This window comes from Pseudomonas sp. B111 (assembly GCF_026428275.1).
GTDB lineage: Bacteria > Pseudomonadota > Gammaproteobacteria > Pseudomonadales > Pseudomonadaceae > Pseudomonas > Pseudomonas aeruginosa.
In genome coordinates this window covers 5,566,745-5,588,489 of record NZ_CP097857.1, presented here as the reverse complement: position 1 = coordinate 5,588,489, position 21,745 = coordinate 5,566,745, and the positions used below count along the sequence as shown (strand labels likewise).

Here is a 21,745-nt window from a genome sequence, read left to right as displayed (position 1 = left end):
CGCACAGACTCTGCTACGGCGGCGCCCCCTTCCCCTTCCGTCGCGCTCAGCGTCCCGGTTCCGGAATCCGGTACCAGACGACGTACAGCGCCGGCAGGAAGATCAGCGTGAGCAGCGTGGCGGCAACGATGCCGCCGATCATCGCATAGGCCATCGGCCCCCAGAACACTTCGCGGGCGATGGGGATCATCCCCAGGCTGGCCGCCGCCGCCGTCAGCAGGATCGGCCGGGTGCGGTGGTGGGTGGCTTCCAGCACGGCTTCCCAGGGCGTCTTGCCGTCTTTCTCGAAGGCATCGATCTGGGTCACCAGGATCACCGAGTTGCGGATGATGATGCCGATCAGCGCGAGAATCCCGAGGATCGCCACGAAGCCCATCGGCGTGCCGGTCGGCAGCAACGCCGCGACCACGCCGATCAGCCCCAGCGGCGCGACGCTGGCCACCAGGAACAGCTTCTGCACGCTCTGCAACTGGATCATCAGGAAGGTCGCCATGAGGAACAGCATCAGCGGCACCACCTTGGCGATCGGGCCCTCGGCCTTGCCGCTCTCCTCCACCGTGCCGCCCACTTCGATCCGGTAGTTCGCCGGCAGGCCGTCGGCGAAGCGCTTGACCTCCGGCGCCAGCTTGGCGACCAGGTCGGTGGGCTGGATCTCGCCGCGCAGCGACGCCTTCACCGTGATCGTCGGCTTGCGGTCGCGGCGCCACACCAGCGGCTGCTCCAGCTCGTAGCTGACCTTGGCGAACGCCTTGAGCGGGATCGAGGTGCCGCTGGGCGTGACGATCTGCAGGCTCTCCAGGGTCTCCAGCGAGCCGCGCTCGCTATCCTCGGCGCGGCCGATGACGTTCACCAGGTAGATGTCGTCGCGCACCTGGGTCACCGCGCTGCCGGTCACCACGCTGTTCATGATCTGCGCCACGTCCTCGGAGGACAGCCCGAGCTGGCGCGCCTTGTCCTGGGCGATGTCGATCTTGAGCATCTTCCCGGGCTCGTTCCAGTCGTAGACGATATCGCCGATGTTCGGGTTGCCGTCGAGCACGCCGGCCAGGCCCATGGCGTACTCGCGGACCTTGTCGATCTGCGGTCCGCTGACCCGGTACTGGATCGGCCGTCCCACCGGCGGCCCCATCTCCAGCGGCTGCACGTAGGTGCTGATGCCGACATAGTCCTTGCGCAAGCGATCGCGCAGGCGCGCGGCGACGCGCTCGCGGGCCTCCAAGTCCTTGGTGACGATCACCAGTTGGCCATAGAAGTTGTTCTGCAACTGCTGGTCCAGCGGCAGGTAGAAGCGGATCGCGCCTTCGCCGACGTAGGCGCTCCAGTGGTCGATGTCCTCGTCGTCCTTCAGCGTCGCTTCCAGGCGGTCCATCACCGCCCTGGTCTCGTGGATGCTGCTGTTTTGCGGCAGGTTGAGGTCGACCAGCAGTTCCGGACGGTCGGAAGACGGGAAGAACTGGTGCTGGACGAACTTCATCAGGAACAGCGACACGCCGAACAGCAGCGCGGTGAGGAAGATGGTCGTCCAGCGCCGGCGCATCGCCAGGTGCAGCAGGCTGTCGAAACGCTCGGCGATGCGCCCCTTCTTCTGCTCCGACTTGTGCTTGAGAGTCTTCGGCAGGATGTGCACGGCGATCACCGGGGCGAACAGCACCGCGACGATCCACGACAGCAGCAGGGCCACGGCGATCACCGCGAACAGGGTGAAGGTGTACTCGCCGGCGGAGCTGGCGTTGAGCCCGATGGGCACGAAGCCGGCCACCGTCACCAGGGTCCCGGTGAGCATCGGGAAGGCCGTCGAGGTGTAGGCATAGGTCGCCGAGTCGTGCAGCGAGTCGCCCAGTTCGAGGCGCGTGATCATCATCTCCACGGTGATCATGGCATCGTCCACCAGCAGGCCGAGGGCGATGATCAGCGCGCCGAGGGAAACCCGCTGCATGGTGATGTCGGTGTATTCCATGAACACGAAGACCATCGCCAGCACCAGCGGGATCGAGCAGGCCACCACCAGCCCGGCGCGCAGGCCGAGGCTGACGAAGCTGACGATGAGGACGATCACCACCGCCTCGAACAGCGCCTGGGTGAAACCGCCGACCGCCTTCTTCACCACCTGGGCCTGGTTCGACACCTGGTGCACGCCGACCCCGACCGGCAGTTCGCCGGTGATCTCCTGCATGCGCGCATTGAGCGCCTCGCCGAACTCGAGGATATTGCCGCCCTCCTTCATCGCCACCGCCAGGCCGATGGCCGGCTCGCCCTTGTAGCGGAACAGCGAGGTCGGCGGGTCGACGAAATCGCGGCTGATGCTGGCCAGGTCGGACAGCCGGTAGAAACGATCGTTGACCCGCAGGTTGACCGCCTGCAGGTCCTTTTCCGAACGGAAGTTGCCGGAGGTGCGCACCGAGATGCGCTCGGGGCCGGCCTCGACCACGCCGGATGGGGTCACCGCGTTCTGCGCTTGCAGGCTCTGCACGACCTGGCGCTGGTCGAGACCGAGGGCGGCCAGCTTGCGGGTAGAGAAGTTGAGGTAGATGACCTCGTTCTGCGCACCGATCATCTGCACCTTGCCCAGGTCTTTCACCGAGCGGATGTCCAGGCGCACCTTCTCCACGTAGTCGCGCAGCTGGCGGAAGTCCAGGCCGTCGGCGGTGAAGGCGTAGACGCTGCCGAACACGTCGCCGAACTCGTCGTTGAAACCCGGTCCCTGGATGCCCTGGGGGAATTCCCCCTGGATGTCGGAGATCTTCTTGCGCACCTGGTACCAGATATCCGGGATGTCGCCGGCCTTGGTGGTGTCCTTGAGGTAGACGAAGACCGTCGATTCGCCGGGTCGCGTGTAGCTCTTCACGTAATCCAGCGAGTCCAGCTCCTCGAGCTTCTTCTCGATGCGGTCGGTGACCTGCTCCAGGGTGTCGTCCACCGTGGCGCCCGGCCAGCGGGTCTGGATGACCATGGTCTTGATGGCGAACGAGGGATCCTCCTCGCGCCCCAGGTTGAGGTAGGAGAACACGCCCATCACCAGCGATACCGCCATCAGGTACCAGACCAGGGACTGGTGGCGCAGGGCCCAGTCCGACAGGTTGAAACCGCCCTTCATCGCGCATCCTCGTCGAGTTTGATCTTCTGGCCGGGCTTGAGGCTGTTGACTCCGGCGCGGACCACCCGGTCGCCGTCGGCCAGGCCCTGTCCGATCACCACCTGGCGTTCGTCGCGGCTGAGCACCTGTACCTCGCGCAGGGCCACGCTGGACTGTTTCCCATCGACGACCCAGACCTGGGTCTTGCCGTCGCGTTCCAGCAGCACGCTGGCCGGCAGCACGCTGCGCACGCTACCGGCGCTGCTCAGCTGGACCTGGATGGTCGAGCCGAGGCGGAACGCCTCCGGCGTCTGCGCCAGGCTCAGGCGCACGCGACGGGTGCGGGTCGAGGCGTCGGCCTGCGGACCCAGCTCGCGGATGCTGCCGGTGGTCCTGGCCTGCGGGTCGAGCTGGGCGCTGACCAGGAAGCGCGCGTCGGCCGGCAGGCTCTCGGCGACCTCGGTGGGCAGGTCGAAGACCGCCTCGCGCACCTCGGGCCGGGCCAGGGTGACCACCGCCTGGCCGGCGCTGACCACTTGCCCGGCCTCGGCGTGCCAGGTGGTGATGACGCCGTCGAAATCGGTCACCAGGCGCGTGTAGGAAAGCTGGTCCCTGGCCTGCTGCACCGCCGCTTTGGCCTGGTCGAAGCTGGCCTGGCTGGTCTTCAGGCGGGTCCGCGCATCGTCCAGGCGCGCCTGGGCGGTGACGCTGCGGGCGAACAGTTCTTCCTGGCGCCGGGCATTGGCCTGGGCGTCGATCAACTGCGCCTCGGCGCTGGCCAGGTCGCCCTGGCTGGCGCGCAACTGGTTCTGCTGGTCGGTGGGGTCGAGGGTTGCCAGCAGCGCGCCCTTGCCGACGAAGTCACCGACGTCGAACAGGCGCGAGGCGATCCGTCCGTTGGTGCGGAAGCCGAGCACGCTCTCGTAGCGCGCCTGGATGCTCCCGGCGAAGCGACCGAGGTCGTCGTTCTTCAGGGTCTTCACGGTCACCGTCAGCACCGGCCGCGGCGGTGCCGGCGGCGGCTCGTCGCCGCAGCCGGAGAGGAGCAGGGCGAAGCCGAACAGGCCGGCGAGGGAAAACGGCTTCATGGCTGGCCTCCGCCCACGGCGTCGCGGCTGGCGGTGCTCTGGGTCGGCTGCGGCGGCTGGGCCACCTCGACCACCTGGCCCGGATGGAGCAGTTGGCCGCCCACCGTGACCACTGTCTGGCCCGCCTCCAGGCCACCGTCGATGACCACCTTCTCGCTGGCGTAGCGTGCCACCCGCACCGGTTGCAGGCGCACCTTGCTTTCCTGATCGAGCAACCAGACCGCCGGCTGCTCGCCGTCCTTGGACAGCGCCGACCAGGGCAGCACCACGCTGTGCGCGGCCGGCGCGGCGACGCTGGCGTTGACCACGCTGCCGAGGCTCATTTCCGCCGGCACCGAGTCGAGGCCGACCTTGACCTTCAGCGTACCGCTGCGCTCGTCCACCGTCGGGGTGATCTCGCGGACCTTGCCGCTGGCGGTGACTTCCGGCTTGCCGAGCAGGCTGACGGTGATCCGCTGGCCGTCGACATCGTGGCTGAACAACGACTCGTAGACGTTGAACACCGCGTCGCGCTCGCCGTCGCGGGCCAGGGTGAAGATCGGCACGGTGGCCTGCACCACCTGGCCGACCTCGGCCTGGCGGGCGGTGATGACCCCGGCGTCGGAGGCACGCAGCTCGGTATAGGAAAGCAGGTCGCGGGCGTTGGCCAACTGCGCCTGGGCGGCCTTCAGCGAACTCTGCGCGCTGCGCACCGAGGCCAGCGCCTGGTCGTACTCGCTCTGGCTGGTGTAGCCCTTGGGCAGCAGCGCCTTCTGCCGCTGGTAGTTGAGGTCGGCGAGCTTCGACTGCGCCTTCTGCGCGGCGACCGCCGCCTGGGCGTTCTCCACGTTGCTGCGCTGGTCCTGCGGGTCGAGCCGCGCCAGCACCTGGCCAGCCGCGACGTGGTCGCCGACATCGACCAGGCGCTCGACGATCTTGCCGCCGACACGGAACGACTGGTCGGCCTGTACCCGTGCCTGGATGTCGCCGGTGATCGAGGTGGCCGAGGCGAACTCGGCCATCTTCACCGTCTGCGCCAGCACACGGACGTGTTCCTCGGCGGGCGGCTCGGCGCCGCAACCGACAAGCAGGCTGGCGCACAGGATGGCGGGCAGCGCCATCCGCGACCAGCGACCTTTGGAATGAAAAGCGCCTCTGGCGTCTGACATGCCTTCCCCTTCGCGATCCATACAGATACCGGCCGATACGGCCGGAAACTCCCAGAATTGGCAGGGATTCTAGCCGCGTCCCCAAGGATTGCGACTATCAGATGGAAGCGGGGGTTCCTTTTCCAAACTTGTGGAGGGGATCGCCTCCGGCGTCAGGTGAACAGGCGCGCGCTCAGCTCGCGGCTGGCCTCCAGCAGCAACGGCAGGAAGCGACTTTCCAGTTCGGCGCGGGAGACCCGCCCGGCATGGGTGCCGACGTTCAGCGCGGCGAGCACGTGGCCGGCGGAGTCGCGTACCGGCACCGCCAGCGAGCGCAGGCCGACTTCCAGCTCCTGGTCGACGATGCACCAGCCCTGGCGACGAATCTCCACCAGGCACGGCAGCAGGGTCTCGGGGGTATACAGGGTACGGCTGGTCTTGGCCTGCATCTCCACTCCGCCGAAGTAGGCGTGCAGCGCGTCGTCGTCCAGCGCGGCGAGGAGGATGCGGCCCATCGAGGTGCAATAGGCGGGCAGCCGGCTGCCGACGTTGAGGTCCACCGAAATCAGCCGCTGGGGAGTGGCCGAACGGGCGATGTAGAGCACGTCGTCGCCCTCCAGGGTGGCCATCGAACAGGCTTCGTGGAGCTGTTCGCTGAGGCGGTCGAGGATCGGCTGCGCAGTGATCGCCAGCGGCGTCGACGACAGGTAGGCGTGACCGAGGGTGAGCACCTTCGGCAACAGCGAGTAGGTGCGCCCGTCGGTGGTGGCGTAGCCAAGCTGCATCAGCGTGTGCAGGCAGCGACGCACGGCGGCGCGGGGTATCTCGGTGCGGTGGCTGATCTGGGCGATGGTCAGGTGCCGCTTGCGCTCCTGGAACGCATGGATCACCGCCAGGCCACGGGCCAGCGAGGTCATGAAGTTGGGATCGCCGGTGAAGGCCTCGATGCGCTTGGCTGGCGAAAGGACGGTCGGCGGCGCCAGGGTGGCGGGGTGTTCCGGGAGTTCGCTCATGGACGTTCGGGCTCGGGTCACGGAAAGGCTCGCCGATTATCGGACACTCGTTCGATCATCGCAATTGACCGGAGCGCCTCCGACTGTAGTACTGTCGGGACTACCCATCACCCTCCGGGAGTAATGTCAGGTACCCATCGGCGGGTTCTGGGTACGCCCTTGCCGCTCCGGCAAGGGCGCCCTTCCTTCCCGCGCGTCCCGCGCGATCGATGCACCTAGAAGTCGAAGAACACCGTCTCGTTGTCGCCCTGGATGCGGATGTCGAAACGGTAGGCGAGCTGTCCGTCCACTTCGCAGCGCCGCGCGAGCAGGGTGTCGCGACGCGGCGCCTGCTCGATCAGGTTGAGCACCGGACAGGCGGCGTTGGCCTCGGTCTCGTCATCGAAGTACAGCCGAGTCTGCAAGTGGATGTTGATGCCGCGGGCGAACAGCGAGACGTTGATGTGCGGCGCCATCGGCACGCCCTGGGCGTTACGCACCACCCCCGGCTTGACCGTGTGCAGGGTCCACTCGCCGGCATCGAAGGTGGTGGCGGTGCGGCCGAAGCTGTTGAACGGTCGCTCCGGATCGTATCGCTCCTGGTAGCGGCCTTCGCTGTCGGCCTGCCAGAACTCCAGGAACGAGTCGCGCACCAGGTGGCCGTTGCCGTCGTAGACGTGGCCGAGCAGGAGGATGTGCTGGCCCGGCGCGCCTTCGCGGGCCATGCGGTTCCAGATCTCCAGGTCGCGGGTCGGGTTGCCGGCGGCGGCCAGCGCCAGGCCGATGTGGACGTAGGGACCGGCGGTCTGGGAAGGGGTTTCCCGCAGCAGTTCGTGGCTCATGGTCGGCTCCTCAGGCGTTTTCGAAGAAGGTCTTGCGCTGCCCGCGCAGGACGATGTCGAAGCGGTAGGCCAGGCAATCCATCGGGTTGGCCATGCTCATGTCGAGCCGGCCGATCAGGCTCTGCGCCGCCTCCGGGTCGGCAAGGGTGCGGATGATCGGGCACTTGGGGATCAGCGGGTCGCCCTCGAAGTACATCTGGGTGACCAGCCGCGCGGCGATCGCCGGGCCGCTGACGGACACGTGGATGTGCGCCGGGCGCCAGTCGTTGGGGCCGTTGCGCCAGGGATAGGGCCCGGGCTTGATGGTGCGGAAGTAATAGTGGCCCTCGCTGTCGGTGAGGGTCCGGCCGACGCCGCCGAAGTTCGGGTCGAGCGGCGCCAGGTAGCGGTCGTTCTTGTGCCGGTAGCGCCCGCCGGCGTTGGCCTGCCACATCTCCACCAGGGTGTGCGGGACCGGCTTGCCGTACTGGTCGAAGACCCGGCCGAACATGATGATGCGCTCGCCCTGGGGCAGGCCGCCGTGGTCGAAGTTGAGCAGCAGGTCGTTGTCGTGGCGGCCGAGCCTGAGGTGGGAGAAGTCCGGCCCGCTGGTTTCCGAGAGCGATTGCGGGATGCTCACCAGCGCCTGGCTCGGCGAGCGCGGCACGGAGGTCTTGTAGTCGGGGGTCAAGGCTTTGGGGTGCCAGTTTCGGTCACGGATGACGAAACGACGGCTTTCGGCGTCGTGCATGTCGGGCTCCTGTTATTCGCGTTATCGGTCGCCAGGCTTGTGGATTCAGGCATGGAAAACGAAGTCTTGCGCAGGAGACGGGACGGGGACAGTGAATTATCCGGCCCTATACATAACCATTTGGTTATGCTTCATCAGTGCAACTCGGCGGCCACCTCGCGCAACACCGCGCTGAACCATTGCGCCCCCAGTGGCAACGGCAAGGCCGCGTTGTGGCACAGCCCGACCGAACCGCCCGGTTCGCGGATACCCAGGTCCAGCTCGGCCAGCTCGCCATTGCCGACGTCCAGGCGCACGGCATCGCGCGGCGCCACCCAGATCGCCTCGCTGCGCAACACATAGCTGCGGCTGAGGGTCGGCGAGAGGGTTTCCAGGCGCTGTCCGGCGAGCGGGATGCCCCATTGCACGAACAGGCTGTCGGCGTGGCGGCGGATGGTGGTGCCGGCCAGCGGCAGCACCAGCGGGAATTCGGCCAGCCGCTGCGGGTCGCCGAGGGGCGCGGCGAGCAAGGGGTGGCCGGGACGCACCACCAGCATCATCGACTCGCTGTACAGGTGCTCGAAGGTCAGGCCCTGGATCTCCGGGCTATCGGTCATCCGCCCGACCACCAGGTCCAGCTCGCCGACCTTCAGTTGCGCCAGCAGGTAGGCGCTGGGTCCGGTGGCGACGCTGACCACCAGCGCGCCGTGGCGCCGGTGCAGGCGCCGGATCACCTCGGGCACCACCAGGCTCTCCACCGTCGACAGCACGCCGACCCGCACCGTCTCGACCTGCGCCTCGTGGCCGCGCAGGGTGTTCACCCCGTCGCGCAGGGCCTGCACGCAGGGGCCGGCATAGCGCAGGAAGGTCACCCCCGCCTCGGTCAGCTCGGCGCCGGCCTTGCTCCGTTCGAACAGCCGCGCGCCGAGGATTTCCTCCAGTTCCTTGAGGGTCTTGGAGATCGCCGGCTGCGACACCGCCACGGCGTCCGCCGCCTTGGCGAAGCTGCGCTGGCGGGCGACTTCGAGGAAGCAGGCGAGGTGGCGGAACTTGATGCGGTTGTTGAGGTTCATGGGGTGGCCGTGGCGGCGAGTGGTGCGGGCATGGTACCCAACGGGCAGGTTGGGGACGAGGTGGCGTGCGATGAGATCGCGCCCAGGCGCTGCTCCGCGTCCTTCTCCCTGAAGGGAGAAGGCACTGGATGGACCATCGTCGAACGGAACGATTCACCGATCCTGCGCCGGGCAGCACCGCGGCGGCCCTTCTCCCTGCCTGGCCAGAGGGCGGTAGAGGCCTCCCATCGTCCAGGAGGAGGCCAGGAACCCCACCTGGAGCGAGCGCCGACTCAGAACTCCACCGTCGTCGATACCTGGAACTGCCGAGGCTCGCCCATCGCCACGTACAGTCGATTGGCACTGGACGGGTAGTAGGTGCGGTCGAACAGGTTCTTCACGTTGAGCTGGAACTTCACGCCGTGCCCGCCGAAGCGGGTGTCGTAGCTGGCGAAGGCATCGGCCACGGTGTAGGACGGCAGGTCGAAGGAATTGGCCGGGTCGCCCGGGCGCTTGCCGACGTAGCGCGCGCCGCCGCCCAGGCGCAGGCGGTCGCCGCCGAAGAGCTGGCCGAGTTCGTAGACCGCCGACAGCGACGCGGTGTTGCGCGCCACGTTCTGCAGGCGCTTGCCCTCCAGGGTCGGGTCCTCGGTGACTTCCGCGGCGAGCCAGGCGTAGCTGCCGATCAGGCTCCAGCGTTCGCTGAGCTGGCCGGTGAGGTCCAGCTCCAGGCCGCGCGAGCGGACCCGGCCGGCGGCGCGCACGCTGCTGTTGCCGGCACCGTCCAGTTCGTTGACCAGCACGTTCTTCTTGCGGATGTCGAACAGCGCCAGGGTGCCGCTGAGACGCCCCGGCACATCCAGCTTGGCGCCCAGCTCCCAGGAGGTCGCCTGCTCCGGCAGGATCGCCGAATCGATGGTCTCGCCGGTGCTCAGCGGGGCGATGGTCGAGTTCGGCTTGAACGAGCGCGTGTAGCTGCCGTACAGCGAAACCTCGTCGCTCAGGCGGTAGACCAGGCCGCCGCGCGGCACCCATTTCTGCCCGTTGATATCGGTGTTGGCGTTGAACGGCCGGCCGCGCCCGGCGAGCTGGTCGTAGATCTGGTAGCGCGCGCCGCCGACCAGGATCCAGCGTTCGTCCAGGTGGATCGAGTCCTGGAAATACAGCGAGTCGCTGCGCAGCTTGTCGGTCTGGTCGCTGTCGCCGGCGACCACCCGGGTCGACGGCACCACCTGGCCATAGACCGGGCCGAGGTAGTCGAAGCGGCTGGTCTTGCTGTCGCGCAGCAGGTCGGCGCGGAAGATCTTGCGCTTCTCGTGGTCCATGCCGAATTGCAGGTCATGTTGCATCCCGGCCAGTTGCAGCGTTCCGCTCAGGCCGAGGGTGGCGAAGCTGTCGCTGCTGACCGCGCCGTGGGTGCCGTCCATGCGCCGGGTCAGGGTGCCGTCGGCATTCACGGCCATCACCCGGGCCTGGTTGTCGTCGTAGGTCTCGCGACTGTAGCCGTAGCCGAAGTGGGCCTTCCAGGTGTCGTCGAGCTGCCGTTCGAGATCCAGGCGGGTCAGCTCGGAACGGCCCTCGGTGATGTTGAAGGGCTCGTCCAGGCGCCGGCTGCGCGGGATGTCCAGCGGGCGGTTGGTACGCGGGTCGATGGCCGTGCCACGGTCGAACGGCGTGGTGAACTCGCGGTGCTCGTAGCTCAGGTTGACCGTCGTGTCCTCGCCGTACCAGGCCAGCGAGGGCGCCACCAGCGTCTCGCGGCTCTTGCCGAAGTCGCGCCAGTAATCCTCGTCCTCATGATCGAGGATCATCCGGTAGGCCAGTCCGCTGTCGCCCAGCGGGCCGGTGGAGTCGAGCTGGCCGCCGCTGCCGTTGCGCCCGTGGGCGTAGGCCGAGCCACGCAGGGTCAGGGCGTTGGCTTGTTGCAGTTGTGGCTTCTTGCTCACCACGTTGACCACCCCGCCCGGGTCCTGGATGCCATAGAGCAGGGATGCTGGCCCCTTCAGCACCTCGACGTGGTCGGCGGTGGCGGTGAAATTGCGGCCCTGCACCGAGGGCATGCCGTCGCGCATGATCGAGCCGTCGCGGTTGTCGCCGAAGCCGCGCTTCATCACCGCGTCCTGGGTACCGCCGAGGGTGTTGGCCTGGGTGATGCCGCTGATGTTGCCCAGCGCGTCGTCAAGGTTGCGCGGGCGCTGGTCCTGCAGCGCCTGTGCCGGGACCACGCTGATCGCCTGGGGGATTTCCAGTACCGGCGCATCGCCGCGGCTGATCGAGGCGTTGGCCGCCGGCCGGTAGCCCTGCGCCGGGGCGGCGGCGGAGACCGTCGTGGCATCGAGGTCGAGCGCGCCGCTGGCGGGGATCGGCTCCAGGGTCAGGGTGCGCTCGTCGATCCGCCGCGCGCGCAGGCCGCTGCCCTGCAGCAGGCGTTGCAGCGCCTCCTCCGCGTCCAGCGAACCGTGCAATGCCGGAGCGGTCGCCTGCGGCGGCAGCTCGGCGGTGTAGAGCAGCGTCTGCCCGCTGGCCCGGCTGAACGCGTTGAGCGCCTGGGCCAGCGGCGCGGCAGCCTGGCTGAAGCGGTAGCGAACCGCCTCGGCGGCCTGCGCGGTGGCGGCGAGACAGCCGAGGCTGAGGAACAGGGCGGGGAGAGTACGCAGGGCGAAGCGCAGGAAGGGGGTCATGGGTTGCTCGTGTCGGTCGCTTTTCTAATGCGAATCAATCGCGGTCATGAGCACTACACGAAGCGGCGCCGGATTTACCTCACCCCCCAGCGCAAAAAAATTCTTCGCCGGGAAAGATTCCTGCGGCCAAACGGACCGGGGCCGCCGTCAGCGAATCACCACCAGGCGTCCGAACAGGATCTGCTGGCGATAGCCGAGCACCGCCTGCAGCGACTTCAGCGCGGCTTCGGGATCGTCGCTGCGGAAGCTGCCGCTGACCGGCTGGCGGCCGAGCGCGTCGTCGAGCAGGAGAATGCGTCCGGGGTAGTAGCGAGCGAGTTCGTCGAGCACTTCCGCCAGCGGCCGCCGGTAGAAGCTCAGCCAGCCCTGGCGCCAGGCCAGCGCGGCGGCGGCGTCGATGGCCACGGGCCGGCCCAGCCTGCCGTCGGCGAAGCCGACCTGCTGGCCGGCGCCCAGCACTTCCTCGGCGGCGCCCGCGCCCGTGCCGGCGCTCACCGCGACCCGCCCTTGCAGCACGGTGACGCGGGTCTCCCCGGCGCCGCGACGGACCTCGAACTCGGTGCCCAGTACCCGCGCCCGGCCTTCGCCGGCCTCGACCACGAATGGCAGCGTGTCGCGCTTCACCCGCAACGCGGCGGCGCCGCGCAGCAGTTCGACCCGCCGCTGGCCGCCGTCGATACGCACGCGCACCGCGCTGCCGGCGTCCAGGCTCAGGTAGGAGCCATCGGCCAGCTTCCATTCGGCGACCTGTCCCGGCGCGGCGACATAGTCGGCACGCCAGTCCTGCAGCCAGTCGCCGGGCTGCCACCAGCCGCCCAGCCAGAGCATCGCCAGCAGGCAGGCGACGCTGGCCAGCGGGTAGGCCCAGCGCCGCGGGTTGCGCGACGCTCGGCGCGGCCGCAGGTAGGCTTCCAGGGCATCGGCCTCTTCGATGGCCAGGCGGCTCGCCGGTATTTCCGTCAGGCGCCAGAGCGCCTCGGCGCGAGCATAGGCCTCGGCATGCGCCGGCCGCTGCGCCAGCCAGTCCTCGAAGGCCCGCCGGGTCGCCGCATCCGGCGTACCGCGCAGGCGCACCAGCCAGGCCTGGGCGGTCTGCTCGAGGACGGGATCGTAGGGCGCGGCGTCGCTATCGGGTCGGGTCATGGCTGGGCGCTCCTTGCCTGCTCGCCGGCCGGGCCGGCCAGGCTCGCCTTGCAGGCGTCGAGGGCGCGCATCATATGTTTTTCCACGGCGCTTTGGGAAAGCTGCATGGCCTGGGCGATCTCCGCGTAGGTGCGGCCGTGGATGCGATTGAGCAGGAAAATCCGCCGGGTCCGCTCGGGCAGGCCGCGCAAGGCGGCCTCGACCCGGCGCCACTGGTCGCCGGCCTCGAGCGCCTGCTCGGGACCGACCGGCTCGCCCTGGCGCTGCTCCGGCAGCCAGTCGTCCAGTTGCCGCTGCCGCGATCCTTCGCCACGCAAGTGGTCGATGGCCAGGTTGCGCGCGCTGCGCAGGAGGTAGCTGCCAAGCTCCTCCACCGGGGCGGCCGGGCGCCGCCAGAAGCGCAGGAACAGTTCCTGGACCAGGTCGGCGGCGGTCGCCCGGCAGCCGACCCAGCGGCTGACCAGGCTTTCCATGCGCTGGCGCTGGGCCAGGAAGGCCTTGAGCAGATCCGCGCGGCGCGCCGCCTCGCCGTCTGCCGGCAAGGCATCCGGGCGCGGGCCGGAGGGTAGGTCGCGGTCGGGCATCGGTGAGGGACGGCTGCACGAAAGCCGGCGCCGGGGCGGCGCCATGGGAATGCTGAGCAGCCCGCAAATGATAATGCTTATCATCAATACCGAGAAGCCGGCGACGACGAAACGCCTTGCGGGTCGCGCGCCGGGTTGCCCGGCGCGCCGCCCCTCACTTCACCAGGCGCGCATCCAGGCTGTTCTGCGCCAGGCGCCTGGCCTGCTCCTCGGTCATTCCCAGGCTCTGCTGCAAGGCATGGAAGTTCTCGGTGACATAGCCGCCGAAGTAGGCCGGGTCATCGGAGTTCACCGTCACCTTCACGCCGCGTTCGAGCATGTCGAGGATGGTGTGCTGGCTCATGTCGTCGAACACGCAGAGCTTGGTGTTGGACAGCGGGCAGACGGTCAGCGGGATCTGTTCGTCGATCAGCCGCCGCATCAGCCGCTCGTCCTCGAAGGCGCGCACGCCGTGGTCGATGCGCTCGACCTTGAGCAGGTCGAGGGCTTCCCAGATGTACTCGGGCGGCCCCTCTTCGCCGGCATGGGCGACGGTGAGGAAGCCTTCGCTGCGGGCGCGGTCGAAGACCCGCTGGAACTTGCTCGGCGGATGCCCGACTTCCGAGCTGTCGAGGCCGACGGCGATGAAGGCGTCGCGGAACGGCAGCGCGTGGTCGAGGGTTTTCTGCGCCTGTTCCTCGCTGAGGTGGCGGAGGAAGCTGAGGATCAGCCCATGGCGGATGCCCAGCAGCTTCTCGCCGTCCTGCAGCGCGGCGCGGATGCCGGCGAGCACCACCTCGAAGGGAATGCCGCGATCGGTGTGGGTCTGCGGGTCGAAGAACGGCTCGACGTGGACGACGTTCTGCGCCTTGCACTTCTGCAGGTAGGCCCAGGTCAGGTCGTAGAAGTCCTGCTCGGTGCGCAGCACGTCGGCGCCGGCGTAGTAGAGGTCGAGGAATTCCTGCAGGTTGTTGAAGGCGTAGGCCTTGCGCAGGGTCTCGACGTCGTTCCAGGGCAGGGCGATGCGGTTGCGCTCGGCGAGGGCGAACAGCAGCTCCGGCTCCAGGGTACCTTCCAGGTGCAGGTGCAGTTCGGCCTTGGGCAAGGCGTTGAGCCATTCGTACATGGGGTGGGTTCTCGATCAGGCTGGTCTTTGCCGGCAAGTTTAACCTGTCCCGGGAGTCAGGCCCGAGGGAAACCCGCGAGCCGCTCCCGCGCGCGACGGGCGGCTCAGGCCGTTTCGCCGCGCCGATAGGCATAGGTCTGCGCGAAGCGCGAGGTCAGCCACTCGCCACAGGTGGTCGGCGGATACTTCGGCGGGTTGTCCGCGTCGAAGCAGCCCGGCAGGCAGCGGATCTCGGTGTCCATGTGCGGTTCGGCGAAGAACGGCATGGAGTAGCGATGCACCCCGCGCGGGCTGATCACCCGGTGCGGGGTCGAGCGGTAACGGTCGTTGCTCCAGCGCGCCATCATGTCGCCGATGTTGACCACGAAGGTGCCGTCGATGGGCGGCGCGTCGATCCATTCGCCCTGGCGGTTCTGCACTTGCAGGCCACCGGCGGCGTCCTGGTAGAGCAGGGTCACGCAGCCGTAGTCGGTGTGCGCGCCGGCGCCGGGCTGGTCGGCGCTCTGCCGGGCGGCGGCCGGCGGATAGTGGATCAGGCGGAATACGCTGACCGGCTGCTCGAAGCGGCGGTCGAAGAAGTCCTCCTCGATCCCCAGGGCGATGGCCAGGGCACGCAGCACGGTACGGGCCAGCGCCAGCATGTCGGCATAGTGTCCTTCCAGCAGGGCCTCCCAACCGGGCAGGTCGGGGTGTCGGTTGGGCCCGTAGAAGGACTTGCCGGCGCGCACGTCGGGATGCTCCGCCGGCAGGTGCAGGGCCATGTCGAAGGTCTCCTTGAAGTCGCTGGGCAACGCCGGGTCGAGCTGCTCGGTGGCGATCGCGCCATAGCCGCGATGGTTGCGGCTACGGGTGATATCGATCTTCAGCTTCTCTTCGACGGGCAGCGCGAAGAACTCCCGCGCCGCCGCCAACAGGGCTTCGAAGCGCGCGGCCGGCAACGGGTGTCCGGCGATGTAGAAGAAGCCCCACTCGCGGCAGGCCTGGTCGATCCGCCGCGCCACGTCGTTCCAGGCGCCACGGTCGGCGCCGTAGAGCGGGGCGATGTCGATGATGGGTAGACGGTCCAATCGCGCTCTCCTCGATGGGCCCTGTACGGAAAGTGCCTGCGCTCGGCGACTTTTTCCATACAAGGCCAGGGCTCACTTCGGCAGGTCGGCCTTGATGCCTTCCACGTAATAGTTCATCGACGCCAGGTCGGCATTGGTCGCGCTGACGCCGGCGGCGAAACGCTCCTTGCCGGACTGGTCGCGGATCGGCCCGGTGAAGGGGTGGAAGGCTCCGCTGCGGATCGACTCGATCAGCCTGCCCGCCTCTTCCCGCACCGGCGCCGGCAGCACCTCCTGGTTCAGCGGCAGGACCACCGTACTCTCGGCCAGGCCGCCCCAGAAGTCCTCGGATTTCCAGGTGCCGTCCATCACCGCCTGGGCCGAGCGGATATAGTGCGGGCCCCAGTCGTTGACGATCGAGGTGAGCACGGTCTTCGGACCGAAGTGCTGCATGTCCGAGGCGTAGCCCACGGCGTACACCCCGCGACGCTCGGCGGCCTGGATCGGCGCCGGGCTATCGGTGTGCTGGAACACCACGTCGACGCCCTGGTCGATCAGCGCGTTGGCCGCGTCGGCCTCCTTGCCCGGATCGAACCAGGTGCTCACCCACATCACCTTGAGTTCGGCCTGCGGGTCGTATTTGTCCAGCGCCAGCTGGATCGCGTTGATGTCGCGGATCACCTCGGGAATCGGAAACGAGGCGATGTAGCCGATCTTGTGGCTGCGGGTCATCTTCGCCGCGAGGAAGCCGCCGACGTAGCGTCCCTCGTAGGAGCGCGACAGGTAGGTGCCGAGGTTCCTGTCGCGCTTGTAGCCGGTGGCGTGCTCGAAGGTCACCTTGGGAAACTGTCGGGCCACCTTGGCGGTGGGGTTCATGTAGCCGAAGGAGGTGGTGAAGACCAGGCCGTAGCCGTCTTTCGCCAGGTTGCGGATGACCCGCTCGGCGTCGGCGCCCTCGGCGACGTTCTCGACGAAGCTGGTCTTCACCTTATCGCCGAAGTGCTCCACCAGTTCGCGGCGGCCCAGCTCGTGCTGGTAGGTCCAGCCGTGGTCGCCGACCGGGCCGACATAGACGAAGCCGATCTTCAGCGGTTCGGCGGCCTCGGCGGCGAGAGCGCAGGCGCCGAGGCCGAGGACGACGGCAAGGCGGCGCAGGACGGACATGCGGGATTGCGTGCGACGGTGTTTCATGGATGGGCGTGCTCCGGTGAGTGCAGGGTTGGCCATCGGGCGTGGCTTCGCGTTCAGCCCGCCCGCCGATGCAATTACCTGACCACCCGGACAACTCCGCTCAAGCCCGCGCTTCTGCGTGCCGCGCCATGCCGGCGCGGCTGCAGGACGGTGCAGCGCGCCATCGCTTGGTGCATGCCGGCGCCGCCACGATGGCGCTACCATGGGCGCTGGCTTTCCGTAACAAGGCACGCACGCGATGACCGCGATCTACCTGGCCGGGCCGGACGTCTTCCGCCCCGACGCCGAAGCCCATGGCGAAACCCTCAAGGCGCTCTGCGCCGAGTTCGGTTTCCTCGGCCTCTACCCGCTCGACCACGCCCTGCCCGCCGACATCCGCGAGCCAGCCGCACAGGCCGCCTGGATCTACCGCGCCAATGTCGGCCTGATCGAGCGCGCCGACTGCGTGCTGGCCAACCTCGAACCGTTCCGCGGCAGCGAGCCGGACAGCGGCACCGCCTTCGAAGTGGGTTACGCCCTGGCCCTGGGCAAGCCGGTATATGCCTACCTCAGCGATGCCGGCGCCTACGCCGAGCGCCTCGCCCGGCTGGCGCCGGAATGGCTCGGCGAGCACCCCGGCGAGGACCGCGACGGTTGGCAACTGGAGGGTTTCGGCCTGCCATTGAACCTGATGCTGGCGGTGCCTTCGCGGCTGGTCGCCGGCGGCCCGCGCGAGGCCCTGCGACGCCTCGCCGAGGAACTCGGCGGGAACGCCTGAAGCGCCCGCGCCGAGCGCCGGAAGAAGCACGCGAGCCGCCGCCTATCTGCTGACAGGTAGGCGCCGCCTGGCATGTCGCTTGCTGCCCATAATCCCCGGACAACAACGGCCCCCGCGCGGGGCGTCCGGCATCCTGGGGGGAGCATCCGATGAGCCGATCCAACGGTTCCAGCAGCCGTCGTACCTTCTTGCGCCTGGCGGCCCTGCTGCTGCCCGCCGGCGCCCTGCTCGGCAGCCTGCCGGGCGTACGCGCCGCGGCCAGACCGCGGAAACTCTATCTGGCCGGTCCCGACGTGTTCCGCGCCGACGCCGTCGCCCACGGCGAAGCGCTCAAGGCACTGTGCGCACGCTACGGCTTCGAAGGCCTCTACCCGCTGGACAACGCGCTGCCGAAACAGCTCGCCGAGCCGCGCGAACAGGCGGCCTGGATCTACCGCGCCAACATCGGCCTGATCGAACGCGCCGACGCGGTGCTGGCCAACCTGAACTTCTTCCGCGGCGCCGAGCCGGACAGCGGCACCGCCTTCGAGGTCGGCTACGCCACCGCTCTCGGCAAGCCGGTCTATGGCTACGTCGACGACGCCGGCAGCTACGCCGAGCGGATCCGCCGGCACGCCCCGGAGCTGGTCGGCGAGGATCCGACCCGCGACCGCGACGGCATGGCCCTGGAAGAGTTCGGCCTGCCGCTCAACCTGATGCTGGCGGTGCCCGGCAGGATCGTCGTCGGCGACGCCGAGCAGGCTCTCCGGCAACTCGCCGGGCAATCCCGCGGCTGAGTCCGACCCGTCCCACTCCAGGCAAGGACTTCCCATGCGCAAAGCCCTGCTGTGCTGTGCCGCCCCGCTGTGCGCGGCCGCCGCCTTCGGCGCCGAAAACAACGACGAGAACGCCGCCCGCGAAGGGCTCTGGAACAACCTGCACGTCTACCGCGCGTTCAACCAGCGCGGCGGCCCCTACCTGACCGACGACAGCTACCTGGAATGGGAGTTCGGCGGCCGCAAGGGGGTGCTCGACCTGTACGGCTACATCGACTACAAGAACCTCTTCGACGACGCCAGCTCGGACGTACCCGACGGCGAGAACTGGTTCGTCGACATCGAGCCGCGTCTCTCCATCGACCGCCTGCTCGGCCGCGACTTCTCCATCGGCCCGATCCGCGAATGGTTCGTCGCCTTCGACTACTACTACGCCGACGCGCGCCAGGGACCGGGGCTGAACGTGCTGTGGTCGGGCATCGGCACCAACACCGAGCTGCCCTGGCTGGGTACGGTGGGGCTCAATCTCTACGCGCGCTACATCGACAAGAACTACGGCGCGTCCAACGAGAACGCCTGGGACGGCTACGTCGCCCACATGAACTGGTTCAAGCCGCTGGCGCAGTTCGGCGGCAAGCGCTTCATCGCCTTCCAGGGCTTCTTCGACTACGAGTTCGGCTCGAAGCTGCCCGACAAGGACGATGCCTTCGAGCGCGAATACCGTACCGATAACGGCTTCCAGGCCTACCTCGGGCTCTGGTATCACACCGAACACTGGAAGTTCGGCTACGGCGCCAAGGTCTACCGCAACATGACCCAGTGGCGCGACGGCGAGCAACTGGACGGACGCCGCACCGACTCCAGCGGGATCGGCCACTACTTCAACGTCGGCTATGCGTTCTGAGCGCGGCGCCCACGCCGGGCGCCGCGGGAAGCCCGCTCAGGGCAGGCGGGCGATACGCTCGGTGAGCAGGTCGAAGAACCCCTGGGCATCGCCCTCGTTGATCCACTCGACGTTGGCCGGCTGCTTGAGGCCGCCGTACCAGTCGGCCACGGTCTGGCCGAAGGTGATGCCCTCGCGGCTGTCGACCTGCACGTTGATCCGCTTGCCCTTGAACAGCGAGGGCTTGAGCAGGTAGGCGACCACCGTGGCGTCGTGCACCGGGCCGCCCTTCAGGCCGTAGTACTTGATGTCGTACTGGACGTAGGCGTCGAGGATATCGGCGACGGTCTTGCCGGCTCGGTTGCCGAGGTTGCGCAGCTTGGCGATGCGCTCGGGGCTGGTGAGGATCTTGTGGGTCACGTCGAGCGGCAGCATGGTGATCGGCGCCCCGCTCTTGAGCACGATTTCCGCCGCGTGGGGGTCGGCGAAGATATTGAATTCGGCGGCCGGGGTGATGTTGCCGCCGTTGAAGTGGGCGCCGCCCATGATCACGATCTCGCGGATGCCCTTGACGATGTCCGGGGCCTGGGTCAGGGCCAGCGCGAGGTTGGTCTCCGGGCCGAGCATGGCCAGGGTCACGCTCTTCTCCGGCGCCGCGCGCAGGGTACGGATCAGGTAGTCCACCGCGTTGCCTTCGGCCAGCGGCTGCTTCGGCTCATGCACCTCGACGCCGGTGATGCCTTCGCTGCCGTGTACGTCGGCGGCGTAGATCGGCGTGCGCAGCAGCGGCCGCGGGGCGCCGGCGTAGACCGGGATATCCGGGCGCTTGCCCCACTCGCGGGCCAGCCGGGCGTTGCGCGCGGTCTTTTCCAGCGGCACGTTGCCGGCGACGGTGGTCAGCGCCTGGATCTTCAGCTCCTTCGGCGAGGCCATGGCGAACAGCAGGGCGATCACGTCGTCGGCGCCCGGGTCGGTGTCGATGATCAGGGTCCGCGGCGATTGCGCCGCCGCCGTTTCGGCAGCGGACAGAGGAAGGCTGGCGGGCATCAGCAGGGAGAGTCCTAGCAGAAGGCTGCAAAAGCGATTGCGGGGGCGGGCGGCGCGGGACATGGTCGGCTCCTGGTGGGGGATGCCGAAGTCTAGCCGGTTGCAGGCCAGGCGCCGACCTATGCGAACCGACAGAGGAAGCCTGGCGCCTCCTCCGTCGGCGCCCGCCTCACCCGGCGATCAGGGCGCTCGCCGCCTCGCGGTGGCGGGCGATCAGGGCGGCCAGGTCGAGCCCTTCCACGGCACCGTCGACCACTCGCCAGGCGCCGCCGACCATTACCCGGTCGGCACGGTCGGCAGCGCATAGCAGCAGCGCCGAGAGCGGGTCGTGGCTACCCGAGAAGCGCAGCTCGTCGAGCTTGAACAAGGCCAGGTCGGCCTGCTTGCCGGGGGCCAGCTCGCCGATGTCGCTGCGTCCGAGCAGGCGTGCCGAGCCACGGGTGGCCCAGCCCAGGGCGAGTTCCGGGGTGATTCGCTCGGCGCCGTAGCGCAGGCGTTGCAGGTACAGGGCCTGGCGCGCCTCGAGGATCATGTTCGAGGCGTCGTTGGAAGCCGAGCCATCGACCCCCAGGCCGATCGGCGCGCCGGCCGCCTCCAGCTCCACGGTCGGGCAGATGCCCGAGGCCAGGCGCATGTTCGAACTCGGGCAGTGGCAGATACCGGTGCCGGCCTCGCCGAGACGACGGATCTCCTCGGCATTGAAGTGGATGCCGTGGGCCAGCCAGGTGCGCGGGCCGAGCCAGCCGACGCTGTCCAGGTAGTCCACGGTGCGCAGGCCGAAGCGCTGCAGGCAGAAGTCTTCCTCGTCGAGGGTCTCCGCCAGGTGGGTGTGCAGGCGTACGTCGTGGCGCGCCGCCAGTTCGGCGCTGGCGCGCATGATCTCCGGAGTCACCGAGAACGGCGAGCAGGGCGCCAGGGCGATCTGCACCCGGGCGCCTTCGCCGCGCTGGTGGTAGCGAGCGATCAGTCGCTCGCTGTCGGCGAGGATGGTCTCGGCCTCCTGCACCGTCTGCTGCGGCGGCAAGCCGCCGTCCTTCTCGCCGAGGCTCATCGAGCCGCGGGTGAGCATGGCGCGCAGGCCCAGTTCCTCGACCACCCCGGCCTGCACGTCGATGGCCTGTTCGAGGCCGCCGGGGAACAGGTAGTGGTGGTCGGCGGCAGTGGTGCAGCCGGACAGCAGCAGCTCGGCCAGCGCCACCTTGGTGGCCAGTTCGAGCTTCTCCGGGGTCAGCCGCGCCCAGACCGGATAGAGGGTCTTCAGCCAGGGGAACAGCGGCTGGTTGACCACCGGCGCCCAGGCGCGGGTGAGGGTCTGGTAGAAGTGGTGATGGGTGTTGATGAGTCCCGGCAAGACCACGTGCCGGCTGGCGTCGAACTGGCTGGCGCAGGGCTGCGCGGGCTGCTGGCCGGCGCCGAGCAGCTCGACGATGCGGCCGTCTTCGACGACCAGGCCGCCGGCGGCGTCGAGACCGTTGGCGGTGAAGATGGCGAGGGGGTTGCGAATCCAGGTGCGGGACATGTGCGGACCTTCGTCGGATCGGCGGGCCGGCGCGAACGCTGCCGGCCCTCGGTTGATGAGAGCCAGCTCAGTGTTCACCCTGTCTGCTGATCCAGGTCCGCGGGGCGACGGGACGCCGCGCGCGTGGCGATATCCTACAAGGGATTGTCGG

General features: G+C 68.6%; 18 protein-coding genes. 3 read left to right on the top strand and 15 right to left on the bottom strand.

The features are described from left to right. Nucleotides 1–46 precede the first annotated feature (46 nt). The 13 genes from triC to M6E97_RS25800 form a co-directional block, all read right to left on the bottom strand. On the bottom strand, nt 47–3,094 hold the full coding sequence (triC, locus tag M6E97_RS25860; protein WP_033938648.1) for a triclosan efflux RND transporter permease subunit TriC: 3,048 nt from the start codon (nt 3,092–3,094) through the stop codon (nt 47–49). Next, on the bottom strand, nt 3,091–4,161 hold the full coding sequence (gene triB / locus M6E97_RS25855; RefSeq protein WP_003083872.1) for a triclosan efflux RND transporter adaptor protein TriB: 1,071 nt from the start codon (nt 4,159–4,161) through the stop codon (nt 3,091–3,093). Before triB ends, triC begins: the two co-directional genes overlap by 4 nt. Beyond that, on the bottom strand, nt 4,158–5,309 hold the full coding sequence (gene triA / locus M6E97_RS25850) for a triclosan efflux RND transporter adaptor protein TriA (protein ID WP_079381492.1): 1,152 nt from the start codon (nt 5,307–5,309) through the stop codon (nt 4,158–4,160). The genes triB and triA overlap by 4 nt, the downstream gene beginning before the upstream one ends. Nucleotides 5,310–5,461: 152 nt before the next feature. Next, nucleotides 5,462–6,301 carry an IclR family transcriptional regulator domain-containing protein gene (locus M6E97_RS25845; RefSeq protein ID WP_003083866.1) on the bottom strand — a complete coding sequence of 280 codons (840 nt, stop codon included), beginning with the start codon at nt 6,299–6,301 and terminating at the stop codon, nt 5,462–5,464. A gap of 215 nt (nt 6,302–6,516) precedes the next feature. Next, complete coding sequence (gene pcaG / locus M6E97_RS25840) at nt 6,517–7,122, bottom strand: protocatechuate 3,4-dioxygenase subunit alpha (protein ID WP_003137038.1); 606 nt, start codon at nt 7,120–7,122, stop codon at nt 6,517–6,519. 10 nt (nt 7,123–7,132) lie between these two features. Next, nucleotides 7,133–7,852: a protocatechuate 3,4-dioxygenase subunit beta gene (gene pcaH / locus M6E97_RS25835; RefSeq protein WP_003102187.1), complete on the bottom strand. Its 720-nt coding sequence runs from the start codon at nt 7,850–7,852 to the stop codon at nt 7,133–7,135. Between the two features lie 134 nt (nt 7,853–7,986). After that, nucleotides 7,987–8,904 (bottom strand): pca operon transcription factor PcaQ, encoded by a 918-nt coding sequence (gene pcaQ / locus M6E97_RS25830; protein WP_033938655.1) that lies wholly within the window; start codon nt 8,902–8,904, stop codon nt 7,987–7,989. Between the two features lie 272 nt (nt 8,905–9,176). Then, nucleotides 9,177–11,564, bottom strand: a complete 2,388-nt coding sequence (locus M6E97_RS25825; protein ID WP_033938656.1) for a TonB-dependent siderophore receptor — start codon at nt 11,562–11,564, stop codon at nt 9,177–9,179. Nucleotides 11,565–11,711: 147 nt separating this feature from the next. Continuing rightward, nucleotides 11,712–12,707 (bottom strand): FecR family protein, encoded by a 996-nt coding sequence (locus M6E97_RS25820; protein ID WP_009877356.1) that lies wholly within the window; start codon nt 12,705–12,707, stop codon nt 11,712–11,714. Next, complete coding sequence (locus M6E97_RS25815; protein WP_003112642.1) at nt 12,704–13,249, bottom strand: RNA polymerase sigma factor; 546 nt, start codon at nt 13,247–13,249, stop codon at nt 12,704–12,706. Before M6E97_RS25815 ends, M6E97_RS25820 begins: the two co-directional genes overlap by 4 nt. Nucleotides 13,250–13,445: 196 nt before the next feature. Beyond that, complete coding sequence (locus M6E97_RS25810; protein WP_003128352.1) at nt 13,446–14,396, bottom strand: adenosine deaminase; 951 nt, start codon at nt 14,394–14,396, stop codon at nt 13,446–13,448. Between the two features lie 104 nt (nt 14,397–14,500). After that, nucleotides 14,501–15,463 carry an oxidoreductase gene (locus M6E97_RS25805; RefSeq protein ID WP_003128351.1) on the bottom strand — a complete coding sequence of 321 codons (963 nt, stop codon included), beginning with the start codon at nt 15,461–15,463 and terminating at the stop codon, nt 14,501–14,503. Between the two features lie 72 nt (nt 15,464–15,535). Continuing rightward, nucleotides 15,536–16,633 carry a BMP family ABC transporter substrate-binding protein gene (locus M6E97_RS25800; RefSeq protein ID WP_009314963.1) on the bottom strand — a complete coding sequence of 366 codons (1,098 nt, stop codon included), beginning with the start codon at nt 16,631–16,633 and terminating at the stop codon, nt 15,536–15,538. Nucleotides 16,634–16,871: 238 nt separating this feature from the next. On the opposite strand from M6E97_RS25800, the gene M6E97_RS25795 reads away from it, so the two are divergent. The 3 genes from M6E97_RS25795 to M6E97_RS25785 all read left to right on the top strand — a co-directional run bounded on the left by M6E97_RS25795 (nt 16,872) and on the right by M6E97_RS25785 (nt 19,049). Then, on the top strand, nt 16,872–17,390 hold the full coding sequence (locus M6E97_RS25795; RefSeq protein ID WP_003083842.1) for a nucleoside 2-deoxyribosyltransferase: 519 nt from the start codon (nt 16,872–16,874) through the stop codon (nt 17,388–17,390). A gap of 149 nt (nt 17,391–17,539) precedes the next feature. Next, nucleotides 17,540–18,166, top strand: coding sequence for a nucleoside 2-deoxyribosyltransferase (locus M6E97_RS25790; protein WP_003083840.1), 627 nt, complete (start codon nt 17,540–17,542; stop codon nt 18,164–18,166). Nucleotides 18,167–18,200: 34 nt separating this feature from the next. After that, nucleotides 18,201–19,049, top strand: coding sequence for an outer membrane protein OmpK (locus tag M6E97_RS25785; RefSeq protein WP_003083838.1), 849 nt, complete (start codon nt 18,201–18,203; stop codon nt 19,047–19,049). Between the two features lie 36 nt (nt 19,050–19,085). On the opposite strand, the gene M6E97_RS25780 is transcribed toward M6E97_RS25785, so the two are convergent. Together M6E97_RS25780 and M6E97_RS25775 are read right to left on the bottom strand one after the other, a co-directional pair. Next, nucleotides 19,086–20,138 carry a nucleoside hydrolase gene (locus tag M6E97_RS25780; protein WP_003137027.1) on the bottom strand — a complete coding sequence of 351 codons (1,053 nt, stop codon included), beginning with the start codon at nt 20,136–20,138 and terminating at the stop codon, nt 19,086–19,088. Nucleotides 20,139–20,244: 106 nt separating this feature from the next. Beyond that, a complete protein-coding gene (locus tag M6E97_RS25775; RefSeq protein ID WP_033938659.1) occupies nt 20,245–21,594 on the bottom strand; it encodes an 8-oxoguanine deaminase in 1,350 nt (449 codons plus the stop codon). Nucleotides 21,595–21,745: the final 151 nt, after the last annotated feature.

Coding starts and splice junctions, on each gene's coding strand:
- triC (WP_033938648.1), bottom strand. CDS start 3,094: ATGAAGGGCGGTTTCAACCTGTCGGACTGGGCCCTGCGCCACCAGTCC.
- M6E97_RS25775 (WP_033938659.1), bottom strand. CDS start 21,594: ATGTCCCGCACCTGGATTCGCAACCCCCTCGCCATCTTCACCGCCAAC.
- triB (WP_003083872.1), bottom strand. CDS start 4,161: ATGAAGCCGTTTTCCCTCGCCGGCCTGTTCGGCTTCGCCCTGCTCCTC.
- M6E97_RS25820 (WP_009877356.1), bottom strand. CDS start 12,707: ATGACCCGACCCGATAGCGACGCCGCGCCCTACGATCCCGTCCTCGAG.
- M6E97_RS25795 (WP_003083842.1), top strand. CDS start 16,872: ATGACCGCGATCTACCTGGCCGGGCCGGACGTCTTCCGCCCCGACGCC.
- pcaQ (WP_033938655.1), bottom strand. CDS start 8,904: ATGAACCTCAACAACCGCATCAAGTTCCGCCACCTCGCCTGCTTCCTC.
- M6E97_RS25780 (WP_003137027.1), bottom strand. CDS start 20,138: ATGTCCCGCGCCGCCCGCCCCCGCAATCGCTTTTGCAGCCTTCTGCTA.
- M6E97_RS25825 (WP_033938656.1), bottom strand. CDS start 11,564: ATGACCCCCTTCCTGCGCTTCGCCCTGCGTACTCTCCCCGCCCTGTTC.
- triA (WP_079381492.1), bottom strand. CDS start 5,309: ATGTCAGACGCCAGAGGCGCTTTTCATTCCAAAGGTCGCTGGTCGCGG.
- M6E97_RS25845 (WP_003083866.1), bottom strand. CDS start 6,301: ATGAGCGAACTCCCGGAACACCCCGCCACCCTGGCGCCGCCGACCGTC.
- pcaH (WP_003102187.1), bottom strand. CDS start 7,852: ATGCACGACGCCGAAAGCCGTCGTTTCGTCATCCGTGACCGAAACTGG.
- M6E97_RS25810 (WP_003128352.1), bottom strand. CDS start 14,396: ATGTACGAATGGCTCAACGCCTTGCCCAAGGCCGAACTGCACCTGCAC.
- M6E97_RS25800 (WP_009314963.1), bottom strand. CDS start 16,633: ATGAAACACCGTCGCACGCAATCCCGCATGTCCGTCCTGCGCCGCCTT.
- M6E97_RS25790 (WP_003083840.1), top strand. CDS start 17,540: ATGAGCCGATCCAACGGTTCCAGCAGCCGTCGTACCTTCTTGCGCCTG.
- pcaG (WP_003137038.1), bottom strand. CDS start 7,122: ATGAGCCACGAACTGCTGCGGGAAACCCCTTCCCAGACCGCCGGTCCC.
- M6E97_RS25785 (WP_003083838.1), top strand. CDS start 18,201: ATGCGCAAAGCCCTGCTGTGCTGTGCCGCCCCGCTGTGCGCGGCCGCC.